Genomic DNA, 12,897 nt, shown 5'->3' on the forward strand with positions numbered 1-12,897 from the left:
TCCCAAACAAAAGGGGCCGCCTCGAGTGACGGCCCCAGTAAGGGAGGAACGATGTGCGGGACTTCGGCGCAAATCTGCCGGACGGTCTCGAAACGCATCATGCCCATAATCGGTGCGCCGATTTGCGCGTCCCCTCAAGCCAGGATCGACTGTGCGCTGCGCATTGCTGCCGGCTTGTTGCAAAAAGGAATCAGCGTCATCCTGTTGCCGGAGCGTTCCGGTGGACGAATGGGTCGCGCTGTGGCAGTCAGCTTGGCGTTCCGCCCGTCCAATTGGAGTGCCCGCGATGACGGCTGCCGATCCGATCGATTTTGCCCGCGTCGAGGCTACGCTGCTGGCTGCGGCCGACGCCGCCGCTGCGCATACGCTGGCGCTGTTCCGCACACCGCTGGCCGTGGACAACAAGCTGGCTGCCGGTTTTGATCCGGTCACCGAGGCCGACAAGGGCGCCGAAACCGTCATTCGGGCGGTGATTGCCGAAACCTTCCCTGATCATGCAGTGATCGGTGAGGAATGGGGCAGCAGCGGCGAAGGGCGGTTCAGCTGGATCATCGATCCGGTGGACGGCACCCGCGCCTTCATTTCGGGCGCGCCGGTCTGGGGCACGCTGATCGGCTTTGCCGTGGATGGCGTGGCCGTGGCGGGACTGATGAGTCAGCCTTTTATCGGCGAGAGTTTCGTGGCAGTGCCGGGGCGGTCGCGCTATCGCCGCGCCGCCGTTGATCAGGCCAACCGCACCAGTGGGCTGACCGAGTTGGGCTCGGCGCGGGTGTTCACCACGACCCCGAAACTGTTCGATACCCCGCAGATGCAGGCGCTTTGGGCGGCTGTCGAAGGGGCGACGCGGCTGCAACGCTTTGGTATGGACTGCTATGGCTATGCGCTGCTGGCGGCCGGACATGCCGATCTCGTCATCGAGCCTTATCTCAATACCTATGATATCGCGGCGCTGGTGCCGATCATCCGGGAGGCGGGTGGCGCCATTGCCTGTTGGGACGGGTCGGAGCCGACCGGTGGTGGCAATGTGGTGGCTGCGGCTACCCCCGCGCTTTTGGAGCGCGCCTTGGCGCTGATTAACGCCGCCTGAGACCTTCTCAGGCCAGCAGCATGCAGGCCAGGGCAATGGCTCCGGAGACGAGCCCCATCCAGGCCAGCGCCAGCCAGCCATCGCGCGCGGTGATGGCCAGGGCGTAGACAGCGACAATGCTGGCTGCCCATGTCGAGGTGAAGGGGATTACCTCCAGCACCGGCATGATGCAGCCAACCAAAACACAGATTACCGCGCCGGCCCGGCGCATGGCTGCCCCGGTGAGCGCATGGGCACGCGGCTTGACCACATGATCGGCTGCGCGGCTGACCGGGCGCAGGAAGGTCATCAGCTTTTTGGCGTACTTTGCGGGGACGCAGCGTTCGGTCAGCCATTTGGGCAGCCAAACCTGCTCCCGTCCCAGCGCCAGTTGCCCGGCGACAAGAATGGTATTGATGCCCACCATGGTCGGCAGGCCGGGAATTATGCTGAGGGGCGAGACCACGATCAGCGCCGGCAAAAGCAGCATGGGACCGGCAGCGCGCTGGCCGGCGACGCGCTGGATGGTGCCAATGGACACGGCTTCGCCGGCGTCGAGCCGCTCCTCCACCTTGCGCACCAGCTTACCCAGTGCCCCTTCCTGCGTCGCTTCCATGGGAAACTCCTTCCCACTCGCAACGCGCGGCACGGCGGCGTGTTCCGCCGCACCGCTTAGTCGTGCGCGTGCCTTCTATAGCCGCAGGCCATTCTGGTCGAAGGCGAGCATCGCGCCCGGCTCTATGCCAACTGTGATGGGGGCGCCGACGGTGATGCGTGAGTGTCCCTTTTGCTGGATGGTCACCTTGGTCTCACTGTCCGTGCCCAAGGCATAGACATAGGAGACGCCGCCCAGTTGCTCGATCACCTGCGCGCTGGCCGAGAGGGTGGGGCCGCCAAGTGCAGCGTCGGCAAAGTGCTCGGGGCGAATACCGACATTGATGGTGTCGCCCACCGCGCCGCCGCTGCCACGGCGCCTGACCTCGAGCGCCGGCGCGTCGAAAGCGGAGAGCGAGACGGTGAGGTCCTGACCATCGATGGCAGTGATGGTGCCTTCGAGGAAGTTCATTCGCGGCGAGCCGATGAAGCCGGCAACGAAGATATTGTCGGGATTGTCGTAGAGCTCGACCGGGCTGCCCTGTTGTTCGATGCGGCCGGCACGCAGCACCACGATCCGGTCGGCCAGGGTCATGGCCTCGACCTGGTCGTGGGTCACATAGATCATGGTGGCGCCCAGCTGGTTGTGCAGCTTGGCGATTTCGATGCGCATCTGCACGCGTAACTCGGCGTCTAGATTGGAGAGCGGTTCGTCGAACAGGAAGGCCTTGGGCTGACGCACGATGGCGCGGCCGATGGCGACGCGCTGGCGCTGGCCGCCCGAGAGTTGGCGTGGCTTGCGGTCGAGCAGTTCGGTGAGTTCGAGGATGCGGGCCGCCTCGGACACACGCTGGGCCACCTGGTCGCGTGGCATGCCACCCATGCGCAGGCCGAAGCCGAGATTCTGCTCGACGCTCATATGCGGGTAAAGCGCATAGGATTGGAACACCATGGCGACGCCACGCTCAGAGGGGTCGAAATCGGTGACGTCCTCGCCGCCGATCAGCACCTGGCCGGAGGTGGGCTCCTCCAGACCCGAAATGGTGCGCAACAGGGTGGACTTGCCGCAGCCCGAGGGGCCGACAAACACCACGAATTCTCCGTCACCGACATCGAGATCGATGTCATGAATGATCTTCACCGAACCAAAGCTCTTGTTGATCCCGCGCAGTTGCAAGTCCGCCATCGTATCCTCCTCGCCGATGGTTAGAGACGATCAGCGTGCCGCCCACAGGGCGCCACGTTCGAAAATGGTGCGCATTTGCGGCACCTTGAACTCGTCAGCGACATGACCGAGCGCGGAGTAGAATACCCGCCCCTTGCCGAAGCGTCGTTTCCAGACGACGGGCATCACCACGCCATCGATCTCGTCGAAGATGTCGCCCGAGAAGGTAGTGGTCGCCAGCACTTCGACGCTGGGGTCGAAATGCATGTAGTACTGCTCGGAGCGATAGGGAAAATCACCGATGCCGGCCATGACGGGATCGTCCGATTTGGTGATATTTACGGTGTAGTCGATGATGTTGCCGGGATGAGCAACCCACTGCCCGCCGGTCATGAACTGATAGTCCGGCTCATTGCGGAAGCTGTCGCACATCAGGCCATGAAAGCCGGCAATGCCGGTCCCGGCCCGCACGGCAGCCAGCAGATTGGTCAGCTCCTCGCGTTCGATGCGGGACATGGTGACGGCTGGCACTATGAGATCATAATTGGCCAGCCCTTCATCGGCGAAGGCTTCGGTGGTCGGCTCGATATCGACGGAAAAACCATGCTGCTCGAGAATGTCGCCGACGATGCGGGCGCTTTGCTCGGGTGTGTGGCCATCCCAGCCTCCCCAGACGATCAGGGCTGATTTGCTCATGGTATTTCCTCCTAATATGCGGGTGTCCAGGGGGCGCTATAAATGTCGCGCAGCATCAGTGCTGCCGCGCCGCGCGCCCAGAGCTGGTCGTCCAGAGTATGGAAAATCAGCTCGGTGGTGGCGAAATGGGCCCGGAAGGAATTAGCCTCGGCGGCGGCGCGCAGGGCAGGGGCCATGGCCTCGCCCAATTGTGCCGATTCCAGCGCGATGATGATCTTTTCGGGGTTGATGAGATTGATGATGTGCGAAATGCCGACCCCCAACTTCTCACCCAGCTCGGCAAGCAGCGCGGAGGCAGCGGGATTTCCAGTGACGGCGGCATCGGCCAGCGCCTGCTTGAGGTCGGCACGGGCGGCAGCGCTGCCCAGGAAATCAGGCCCCATGGCGTCTGCGGCCTTTCGGCGAATGACTGCTTCGCTGACATAGGCATTGAGGCAATCTCTTTGCCCGCATTCACAGACCACACCTGCGCCGCCGACCTTGATATGGCCGAAGGTGGGGCCGAGCGTGCTGGCGCCGCGATGCAGATCCGCCTCGACCCAGAGCCCCAGGCTGGCCGTCTGGTCCAGGGCGACAACGGCAAAGCTGCGCTCGCTCTGGGCATAGCCGAACCAGCTTTCGGCCAGGGCCATGAGGTTGGCCGGCTTTTCCAGTTTTACCGGCAGGCCGGTCCGGCCCTCGAGCAGCGAAGTTATCGGCACTTCCCGCTCGCCGAACACCGAGCTGGAATAGCTTTTGCCCGAGCGCGGATCGACTAGGCCGGGAACGCCAATGCCGATGCCACGAATGCGCTTGCGGTCGATATCGGCCTTGTTGACGCAATCGTCCATGGCGTCTTCGATGAGGTCGGCGATGACTTCGGCGGGCTGGCGGGCGAGACGCACCGGCAATTGCACCGAGGATACCGATTCACCACGGAAATCCACCAGGGTCACGGTGGTCATGGCCTCGGAAATCTTGATCCCCAGCACATAGGCGGCATCGGGGACGAGGCCGAGCAGAACGCGCGGCCGACCGCGCTGGCTTTCGCCGTTAACCTGGGTATGGGTGGTTTGGATCAGCCCTTCTTCGATCAGCGCGCCGGTAATGGCCGAAACCGTGGTGCCGCTCAACAGGGTCCGCTCGGAAATCTCGACGCGCGAAATCTGTCCATGGTGCCGGATGGTCTCGAGCACATGGTATTTGTTGATTTCGCGCATCAGCAGCGGATCTGCGATCTTCACGCCCAAAAAGGCTTCTCCTGTTTCCTGCAGTTGTCAGACAAATTAGTTTGTCCTCTGTGTCAAATTATTCCGGCGGATGGCGAGGTCGCGGTGCGTACTCTGGCGAAAATCCAGGGATTATCGATTTAAATTCAATGTGGATAGGGGTTTCATGGCGCCCCATGCATGCTGTGGACAAGCTGAGGTACGTCCCTCTTGCGTCTTTAATACGGGATGCGTAAAAAGTAGCAAGTGCTGAGTTCAGCGGGGACTGGTTCAGTGCCGCGGCCAGGGAGGAGACCGAGTTCCGGTTTCGGCGGTCGCATGCGACAGGAGGAAAACATGAAGCATATTGCGCTTGCCGCAATGCTGGGACTGGCCGTCATCATGCCGGCCCAGGCTCAAACCGTAGTCAAGCATCTGCACATCACGTCGATCCCGGCGGAAGTGGAGCTGATGAATTCCATCGCCGCCGACTTCATGGCGCAGAACCCGGATATCAAGATCGAACTGCCGTTCCTGGAGAACGAGGCTTTCAAGGCCAAGCTCACGACGCTGTTGCAGTCGGCCGATGCGCCCGACGTGTTTCACACCTGGGGTGGCGGCGTGTTCTACGAGCAAGCCAAGGCCGGCTTCCTGCGTCCGGTAGAGGATGTCTTGAGCGACGAAGCCAAGGAGGCCATGGGCACGGCGGGCGTTTCCGCCTTCACCGCACCCGATGGCCACCTCTATGGCGTCGCCCGCGACGTTGGCGAAGTGGTGTTGTGGTACAACAAGGCCCTGTTCGAGCAGGCTGGCGTTGATCCGGCCAGCATGGAAACCTGGGACGGGTTCCTGGCCGGCGTGCAGAAATTCAAGGATGCGGGGATCACTCCAATCGCCATCGGCGCCAAGGACAAGTGGCCGGCGCACTTCTGGTGGTCCAAGCTGGTTGTCCGGCTGGCCGGCAAGGATGGCTTCCAGGCGGCCCAGCGCGGTGAAGGCGACGGCTTTGCCGGCGAGGACTTCGTCAAGGCGGGCGAATATTTCCTGCAGCTGGCTGAGATGGAGCCGTGGCAGCAGGGTTTCCTGGCCGCGTCCTATGGCGACGCCTCCGGCTTCTTCGGTGACGGCAAGGCCGCAATGCATCTGATGGGCGACTGGGACTACGGCGCCATGAAGGACAATTCGGCCAATAAGGAAGGCATTCCGGATGACCAGCTGGGCATCCTGCCGTTCCCGACCATCGAAGGCGGCAAGGGCGATCCCACCGATACACTGGGCGGTCTGGGCGGCGTGCTGTTCTCCAAGAACGCCTCCGATGCTGCCGTGAAGTGGGTCGAGTTCTTCAACAATGCCGAGAACCAGGCCAAGTACGCCGCAGAGGCCTACTACATCCCGATCTCCAAGGGCGCGGCCGATGTCATGACCAACCCCTTCAAGGTGCAGATCGCCAAGAATATCGGCAATGCCCACTGGCATGCCCTGTTCTTCGACCAGGCGCTGGGCCCCAATGTCGGTGGCGTGGTCAACGATGTGTCCGCCGAACTGGCCGGCAATTCCATCAGCGCCCAGGAAGCTGCCGAGCTGATCAAGGAAGCGGTCGACGACACTCTGTAGTCGAACGGTTCCGCCGGCGGGCAGTACCCTTTCTGCCCGCCGGTTCTTGTGCCGCACACCAGATTTTTCCATGCCGGTTTTTCGTGCCCATGCATCGCCCGTTGCCGCGCTTCATGCGCCGCCGCGATGTTCGGGGACAGGGCGGCAGGGTCGAGGACGCCGATGACCAGCATCGCTACCGCATCGAACCCGGCAATGGCAGGCGCGCCGCGGCGCCGCCGCTATATGGACCGCAAAAGCCTCGTGCCGCTGCTGCTGTTCCTGCCGCCGTCGATCATTCTTTTCACCGTCTTCGTCGTTTTGCCGATGATCGATGCAGCCACGTTCTCGTTCTTCAAGTGGAACGGCTATGGGCCCATCACCGATTTCGTCGGCTTCAAGAATTACGAGGATGTGCTCACCCATCGCAATTTCGGCACGGCGGTGCGCAACAGCCTGATCGTGGTGGCGGTGTCGCTGGCGATCCAGTTGCCTTTGGCCATGTGGTGCGCGGTGGCGCTGTCGGAGCGCGGCGCCCATATCAATCTCATCCGCGTATTGTTCTTCCTGCCCTATATGTTGGCCGAGGTCGCTGCGGGGCTGATCTGGAAGTTCGTCTATGACGGCAATTACGGGCTGTTGCCGGCCATAGGCGGCGCCATCGGGGTCGATATGCCCTTTGTTCTGGGCGACAAATTCTGGGTCATGCCGGCCATCATGCTGGTGATCACCTGGAAATATTTCGGCTTTCACATGATGATCTATATCGCCGGGTTGCAGTCCATCCCCGGCGAGGTGATCGAGGCGGCTCGGCTCGACGGGGTCAAGCGCTGGCAGATCGTGTGCCATATCCAGATCCCGATGATCCGCTCGGCCATCGTCATCTCGGTGTTTTTCGCCATTACCGGCGCCTTGCAGCTGTTCGACCTGATCATCCCGCTCAGCAATGGCGGTCCCTCCCATTCCAGCCACACCATCGTGACCTTCCTCTACCAGTTCGGCATCACGCGCATGAATCTGGGCTTTGGTGGTGCGGTCAGCGTGCTGTTGTTCATCGCCTGCGTGGCGGTAGCGCTGGCCTATCGCCGCGTTCTCTTCAAGGCGGAGCAAAACTGATGACCACACGCACTAAAAAGCGCCGCCGTTCCGCGATTTCCGGCGTGCAGTGGATCACGCTCATCATCGTCGCCGCCTTCGTGATCGTGCCGTTTTACACCACGGCTCTGGGGGGCTTTAAGGAGATCGGCGAGCTGCGGGTCAATCCGTTCGGCCTCCCCGCGAGCTGGGATCCGGTACGTTTTGTCGAGATCCTGGGCGGGCCGCGCTACTTCTCGTCGCTCGGCAATTCGCTGCTGATTGCAGCCGGTACGGTGGCGCTGTCGACGCTGGTGGCGTCAATGACCGCCTTTGCTTTGGCCCATATCAAGTTCTTTGGCTCCAAGTTCATCCTGGGCTATCTGATGCTGGGCCTGCTGTTTCCGGCAGCGACGGGCATTCTGCCGCTGTTCATCAAGATGCGCGATCTAGGCATGCTCGACAGCCACTGGGGCATCATCATCGTGCAAGTCGCGTTCAGCGTGTCCTTCTCGGTGCTGCTGTTCCACAATTTCTTCAAGGAGCTGCCCAAGGAGCTGGTTGACGCGGCCCGCATGGATAATTGCGGCTATATCCGCATCTACTGGTATGTGACGCTGCCACTCTGCCTGCCGATCATCGCCACTGTTGGCGTGTTCAACTTCGTCGGGAGCTGGAACAGCTTCCTCTTGCCGCTCATCGTGCTCAATTCGGAGGCCAAATATACCTGGCCTCTGGGGATCATGCAGTTCCAGGGGCAGTTCGGCTCGGACTGGCCGCGTATTCTGGCCTTCCTCACCCTTTCGATCATGCCGGCCATCGCCTTTTTCCTTCTGGCGCAACGCTACGTGATTTCGGGGCTCACCGGTGGGGCAGTGAAGGGCTGATCTCAGGGATCTGCACTTGGCCGGGGCGCCGTATGTGAAGTAAGACCGGACGCCGATCTGACATTGTGCGGGTCGGCGTTTCGTTCAGCGCACAAACGGTTTGGCCAACATGTCAGCGTCAGTCTCCCACCGCATCGTCATGCTCGACCGCGGCACCTTTCCGCCCGATACCCGGCTTGATGGGCCCAAGGCACGCCACAGTCTCGTCCTGCATGAGCGGACTGCCGCGGAAGAGGCAGCGGCGCGGATCGGTGAAGCCGAGATCGTCATCACCAACAAGGTGCCGATCACGAAGGCGGTGCTGGATGCGGCGCCAAACCTCAAAATGGTGGCGGTGGCGGCAACCGGCTATGAAGTCATCGACGTCGCCGCCTGCAAGGCGCGCGGGATCGTGGTTTCCAATGTGCGTGACTACGCCCGCAACACGGTCCCGGAGCATTGCTTTGCACTGATGCTGGCGCTGCGACGGAGCCTTATTGCCTATGACCGCTCGGTTGCGGCGGGTCGCTGGCTGGAGAGTGGGCAGTTCTGCTATTTCGATTATCCGATTAGCGATCTGGCGGGCTCGACGCTAGGCATTATCGGCGGGGGTACCTTGGGGCAGGCCGTCGCCAAGATTGCCGAGGCGTTTGGCATGCGGGTGCTGTTCGCGGCGCGGCGCGGCGCGTCCGAGGCGACGCCGCCCTATGCACGGTTCGAGACTGTGCTGGAAGAGGCTGACGTGCTGACCTTCCACGTGCCGCTGCGGCCCGAAACCCGCGACATGATCGGCGCTGCCGAGTTCGCCCTGATGCAGCGCCGGCCGCTGATCATCAATGCCGGGCGCGGCGGGCTGGTCAATGAAGCGGCGCTGGCCGAGGCCCTGGTGGCAGGAAAGATCGCCGGGGCCGGCTTCGACGTGACCTCGGTCGAGCCGATGCCGGCGGACCATCCATTCCAGGCGCTGTTGGGGCGGCCTGATTTCATCCTCACCCCGCATGTGGCCTGGGCCAGCCGTCAGGCGACGCAGGCGGTGGCCGACCAGGTCTTCGCCAATATCGACGCCCTCATCGCCGGAAAACCGGTCAACGTGGTTGGATAAGGGCTAGGTCCTCCCCTATTGCGTGCTGGCGGCGAGGAATTCCTGGCTATAGGGCTGGGTCAGGTCGCGATCGACCAGTTGCTGGCGGGTCAGTGTTTCGATCTGTCGGGCATTCTGCATCAGCATCAGTCGGTCGCAGCAATAGGAAATGACAGCCAGATTGTGGCTGACGATCACATAGGTCAGCCCCATCTCTGCGCGCAGCTGATTGAGCAGGTTGAGGATTTCAGCCTGGATCGAGACATCGAGGGCTGAGGTCGGTTCGTCGAGCAGCAGCAGCTTTGGTGACAGGGCGAGCGCGCGGGCGATGGCGACGCGCTGACGCTGGCCGCCGGAAAGCTCATGCGGATAGCGATAGGCAAATTCCTCGCCGAGGCCGATGAGGCGCAGCAGTTCTAAGGTGCGGCTCTTGGCATTGGCCATGCCGTGGATACGCATGGGTTCGGCGATGGCGGCGCCGATCAGGTGCCGAGGATGCAGCGAAGCATAGGGGTCCTGAAATACCATCTGCACCTGGGTGGCGAATTCACGCCGGCCGGTGCCGCGCGCCGGTACGCCATTGACCAGGATATCGCCGGACCAATCGTGGTTGAGGCCCATAATGGTGCGCAGAATGGTGGACTTGCCTGATCCGCTTTCCCCCACCAAGCCGAAGCTTTCGCCGCGCGCCACGGCAAAGCTCACATCGTCAACGACGGTGCTGGCCCCGAAACGGACGGACAGGTGATCGACCGAAACAATGGACTGGCTCATGACGGCTGGCTCCAGGCGGCCTGCCGGTCGAGTGTCGGCAGGGGTGTCAGCAGTCCGTCAATCACAGGCAGGCAGGCGAGAAGACCCTTGGTATAGGGATGGGTGGCCTCATGCAGGCGCTTGGCGTCGAGGGTTTCGACGATACGGCCGGCATACATGACGATAACCCGATCGCAAAAGCGGCTAACCAGTTGCAAGTCGTGGCTGATGAAGATGAGGCCCATGCGGCGACGCTCGATCAGCTGGTCGAGAATGGCCAGAACCTGAATTTGCACGGTGACGTCGAGCGCCGACGTCGGCTCGTCGGCGACGAGCAGGTCGGGCTCGCGCACCACCATCATGGCGATCATGACGCGCTGGCCCATGCCGCCGGAAAGCTCGTGCGGATAGCGGTCAAAGACCAGTTCGGGCGAGCGGATGTGGAGGCTTTCGAGGATTTCGAGCGCCGCCTTGCGCGCCTCGGCTTTGCCGATGCGGCGATTGCCGATGCGGATGGCCTCGACGATCTGGGCGCCGGCGGTCATCACCGGATTGAGCGAGAATTTGGGGTCCTGCAGCACCATGCCCAACCGCCCCCCGCGGAGGTGGCGGCGCTGGCGGCGCGAGGCGGTGAGCAGATCGATACCGTCGAAAGCGAGTTTGTCGGCTTCTACGCGCGCATAGTCAGGCAGCACGCCGAGCAGCGCACGGCCCGAGAGGCTCTTGCCTGAGCCGCTTTCGCCCACGATGCCGAGCTTCTCGCGGCCAAGGCTGAAGCTGACGCCGCGCACGGCCTGGTGCCAGCCGCCATCCTCGGTAGGGAAGGAGATGCGCAGGTTTTCGATTTCAGCGAGCATGCCGGTCATGATCTTGCCTTGAGATGCGGATCGAGCAGATCACGGATAGCGTCGCCCAGCAGGTTGAAGCCAAGCGAGACGATGAAGATGGCAAAGCCGGGAACGGTCGCGACCCACCACTGGTCGAAGATGAACTTGCGGCCAGTGGAGATCATGGCGCCCCATTCCGGCAGCGGTGGCTGGGCGCCGAGCCCGATGAAGCCGAGGCCGGCCGCGGTGAGAATGATGCCGGCCATATCCAGCGTCATGCGCACGATCACCGAGGACATGCACATGGGGATAATATGGAAGACAATGATGTGGAACTCGGAGGCGCCGGCTAGACGCACCGCGTTGACATAGTCGCTGTTGCGCACCGCCAGGGCCTCGGCGCGGGCCATGCGGGCATAAGGCGGCCAGGCGGTGAGCGTAATGGCGATTGCGGCATTGACGATGCCGGGGCCGAGAGCGGCAACGAAAGCCAGGGCAAGCAGGAGTTTTGGCACGGCGAGGAAAACGTCGGTGATGCGCATGAACAGCGCATCGAGCCAGCCGCCATAGGTGCCGGCCACGACGCCGATGATGAGGCCAATGGGCGCGGCAGTGACGATGACGAGGCCGACGATCAGCAGCGTCAGGCGCGAGCCATAGATGACGCGGCTGAGGATGTCGCGGCCGAGCTCGTCCGAGCCGAGCCAGAATTCGGCGCCTGGGCCGGTGAGGCGCGCGGCGAGGTTTGGCAGATAGGGATCGTATGGCGCGATGAACTCGGCAAAGGCGGCGCAGAACAGCAGCACCAGGAGAATGAAGAGGCCGAACATGCCCAGGGGATTGCGCGAAAAGCGGCGGCAGAAGCTGACAATCTGCTTCCAGCGGGCACGACCGGCGCTATCGACTTGGTCCAGTGTGGTCATTTGCGCACCTCCCGCGTGCGGGGATCGAGCGTTGCATAGAGCACGTCGGACAATTGGTTGAGGATGATGAAGATCACCCCGACAAGGAAAGTGCCGCCAAGCACGGCGTTGATGTCGCCGCGGAACAGTGAGGAGGCGATGTAGTTGCCGATCCCGGGCCAGCCGAACACGGTTTCGATCAGCACTGACCCCTCGAGCAGGCCGCCATAGGAGAGAGCGATGATGGTGACGAGCGGAATGGCGGCATTGCGCAGGGCATGGCCGACCACGACTTCCAGCTCGGTGGCGCCCTTGAGCCGGGCAGTCAACACATATTCCTGGGTCAGTTGGTCGAGCATCAGCGAGCGGGTCATGCGCGAGAGATAGGCCATGGAGAAATAGCCGATAAGGCAGACCGGCAGGATGATGTGGCTCACCGCATTCCAGAACACCTCCCACTGGCCTCGCAACAGGCTGTCGATGAGAATGGAATTGGTGATCGGCTGCACGATGCCGACATAGAAGACGTCGAGCTGGCCGGGTCCGGCGACCCAACTGAGCTTGTAGTAGAACACGTAGAGGCCTACGAGGCCGAGCCAGAAGATCGGCACCGAATAGCCGACCAGGCCGATGATGCGGATCAGGTGATCGGGCCACTTGTCGTGCCAGTAGGCCGAGGCGACGCCCGCGGGAATGCCAAGCAGCACGCCGATCAGAAGTCCCAGGGTTGCCAGCTCCAGCGTGGCGGGAAAAAAGCTCAGGAGATCGGTCAGTACCGGTCGGGTGGTGGTGAAGGAGGTGCCGAAATCGCCCTGCATCAGCTTGAGCGTGTAGGAGGTGAACTGTTCCCAGACCGGCTTGTCGAGGCCCAGCTCAAAGAAGACCTTGTCATAGGCTTCCTGGGTGGCCTTTTCGCCGACGATGGACAGCACCGGGTCGATGGGAATGACGCGGCCGATGAAGAAGGTCAGCGCCACCAGGCCGAGAAGCGTCACGATGGTGGTGACGAGGCCATTGGCGAAACGCCTGAGGCGCAGCAAGGTCGGGGAAGCAGTAGCGGCCACAGATCAGTCCTGTCGGGAGAGGGGGGCGC

The 12,897-nt window shown here is 62.5% G+C and carries 13 protein-coding genes; 5 read left to right on the top strand and 8 right to left on the bottom strand.

The window, feature by feature from the left end; all coding sequences use genetic code 11:
* Positions 1-286 precede the first annotated feature (286 nt).
* Positions 287-1,087, top strand: coding sequence for an inositol monophosphatase family protein (locus BGO80_RS07520; protein WP_286720547.1), 801 nt, complete (start codon positions 287-289; stop codon positions 1,085-1,087).
* A gap of 7 nt (positions 1,088-1,094) precedes the next feature.
* On the opposite strand, the gene BGO80_RS07525 is transcribed toward BGO80_RS07520, so the two are convergent.
* From BGO80_RS07525 to BGO80_RS07540, 4 genes are all read right to left on the bottom strand, one after another.
* Positions 1,095-1,682 (bottom strand): exopolysaccharide biosynthesis protein, encoded by a 588-nt coding sequence (locus tag BGO80_RS07525; RefSeq protein ID WP_286720549.1) that lies wholly within the window; start codon positions 1,680-1,682, stop codon positions 1,095-1,097.
* 75 nt (positions 1,683-1,757) lie between these two features.
* Positions 1,758-2,846, bottom strand: a complete 1,089-nt coding sequence (locus tag BGO80_RS07530; protein WP_286720554.1) for an ABC transporter ATP-binding protein — start codon at positions 2,844-2,846, stop codon at positions 1,758-1,760.
* Between the two features lie 30 nt (positions 2,847-2,876).
* The gene (locus BGO80_RS07535; RefSeq protein WP_286720556.1) at positions 2,877-3,521 is read right to left on the bottom strand and encodes a ThuA domain-containing protein; all 645 of its coding nucleotides are present in this window, start codon (positions 3,519-3,521) and stop codon (positions 2,877-2,879) included.
* An 11-nt stretch (positions 3,522-3,532) separates the two neighbouring features.
* Entirely contained in the window at positions 3,533-4,744 is a 1,212-nt protein-coding gene (locus tag BGO80_RS07540; protein ID WP_286720558.1) for an ROK family transcriptional regulator, read from the bottom strand.
* A gap of 321 nt (positions 4,745-5,065) precedes the next feature.
* On the opposite strand from BGO80_RS07540, the gene BGO80_RS07545 reads away from it, so the two are divergent.
* From BGO80_RS07545 to BGO80_RS07560, 4 genes are all read left to right on the top strand, one after another.
* Positions 5,066-6,322, top strand: coding sequence for an extracellular solute-binding protein (locus BGO80_RS07545; RefSeq protein ID WP_164550294.1), 1,257 nt, complete (start codon positions 5,066-5,068; stop codon positions 6,320-6,322).
* Positions 6,323-6,484: 162 nt separating this feature from the next.
* Positions 6,485-7,417 carry a carbohydrate ABC transporter permease gene (locus tag BGO80_RS07550; RefSeq protein WP_126149808.1) on the top strand — a complete coding sequence of 311 codons (933 nt, stop codon included), beginning with the start codon at positions 6,485-6,487 and terminating at the stop codon, positions 7,415-7,417.
* A complete protein-coding gene (locus tag BGO80_RS07555) occupies positions 7,417-8,262 on the top strand; it encodes a carbohydrate ABC transporter permease (RefSeq protein ID WP_286720561.1) in 846 nt (281 codons plus the stop codon). The genes BGO80_RS07550 and BGO80_RS07555 overlap by 1 nt, the downstream gene beginning before the upstream one ends.
* Positions 8,263-8,371: 109 nt before the next feature.
* A complete protein-coding gene (locus BGO80_RS07560; RefSeq protein WP_286720563.1) occupies positions 8,372-9,343 on the top strand; it encodes an NAD(P)-dependent oxidoreductase in 972 nt (323 codons plus the stop codon).
* Between the two features lie 15 nt (positions 9,344-9,358).
* Here BGO80_RS07560 and BGO80_RS07565 read toward each other — a convergent pair whose 3' ends face one another.
* Genes BGO80_RS07565 through BGO80_RS07580 form a run of 4 tightly spaced genes read right to left on the bottom strand, consistent with a single transcriptional unit; the run spans position 9,359 to position 12,868 of the window.
* A complete protein-coding gene (locus BGO80_RS07565; protein WP_286720565.1) occupies positions 9,359-10,096 on the bottom strand; it encodes an ABC transporter ATP-binding protein in 738 nt (245 codons plus the stop codon).
* Complete coding sequence (locus BGO80_RS07570) at positions 10,093-10,941, bottom strand: ABC transporter ATP-binding protein (protein WP_286720567.1); 849 nt, start codon at positions 10,939-10,941, stop codon at positions 10,093-10,095. Before BGO80_RS07570 ends, BGO80_RS07565 begins: the two co-directional genes overlap by 4 nt.
* Positions 10,938-11,825 (bottom strand): ABC transporter permease, encoded by an 888-nt coding sequence (locus BGO80_RS07575; RefSeq protein ID WP_286720569.1) that lies wholly within the window; start codon positions 11,823-11,825, stop codon positions 10,938-10,940. The genes BGO80_RS07570 and BGO80_RS07575 overlap by 4 nt, the downstream gene beginning before the upstream one ends.
* Positions 11,822-12,868 (bottom strand): ABC transporter permease, encoded by a 1,047-nt coding sequence (locus BGO80_RS07580; protein WP_286720571.1) that lies wholly within the window; start codon positions 12,866-12,868, stop codon positions 11,822-11,824. The genes BGO80_RS07575 and BGO80_RS07580 overlap by 4 nt, the downstream gene beginning before the upstream one ends.
* Positions 12,869-12,897: the final 29 nt, after the last annotated feature.

The organism is Devosia sp. 63-57 (assembly GCF_001899045.1).
GTDB lineage: Bacteria > Pseudomonadota > Alphaproteobacteria > Rhizobiales > Devosiaceae > Devosia > Devosia equisanguinis.

Excerpts from the sequence above, each read along its gene's own strand:
- BGO80_RS07535 (WP_286720556.1), bottom strand. The coding sequence starts at position 3,521 with ATGAGCAAATCAGCCCTGATCGTCTGGGGAGGCTGGGATGGCCACACA.
- BGO80_RS07575 (WP_286720569.1), bottom strand. The coding sequence starts at position 11,825 with ATGACCACACTGGACCAAGTCGATAGCGCCGGTCGTGCCCGCTGGAAG.
- BGO80_RS07550 (WP_126149808.1), top strand. The coding sequence starts at position 6,485 with ATGACCAGCATCGCTACCGCATCGAACCCGGCAATGGCAGGCGCGCCG.
- BGO80_RS07570 (WP_286720567.1), bottom strand. The coding sequence starts at position 10,941 with ATGACCGGCATGCTCGCTGAAATCGAAAACCTGCGCATCTCCTTCCCT.
- BGO80_RS07565 (WP_286720565.1), bottom strand. The coding sequence starts at position 10,096 with ATGAGCCAGTCCATTGTTTCGGTCGATCACCTGTCCGTCCGTTTCGGG.
- BGO80_RS07520 (WP_286720547.1), top strand. The coding sequence starts at position 287 with ATGACGGCTGCCGATCCGATCGATTTTGCCCGCGTCGAGGCTACGCTG.
- BGO80_RS07560 (WP_286720563.1), top strand. The coding sequence starts at position 8,372 with ATGTCAGCGTCAGTCTCCCACCGCATCGTCATGCTCGACCGCGGCACC.
- BGO80_RS07525 (WP_286720549.1), bottom strand. The coding sequence starts at position 1,682 with ATGGAAGCGACGCAGGAAGGGGCACTGGGTAAGCTGGTGCGCAAGGTG.
- BGO80_RS07530 (WP_286720554.1), bottom strand. The coding sequence starts at position 2,846 with ATGGCGGACTTGCAACTGCGCGGGATCAACAAGAGCTTTGGTTCGGTG.
- BGO80_RS07555 (WP_286720561.1), top strand. The coding sequence starts at position 7,417 with ATGACCACACGCACTAAAAAGCGCCGCCGTTCCGCGATTTCCGGCGTG.
- BGO80_RS07545 (WP_164550294.1), top strand. The coding sequence starts at position 5,066 with ATGAAGCATATTGCGCTTGCCGCAATGCTGGGACTGGCCGTCATCATG.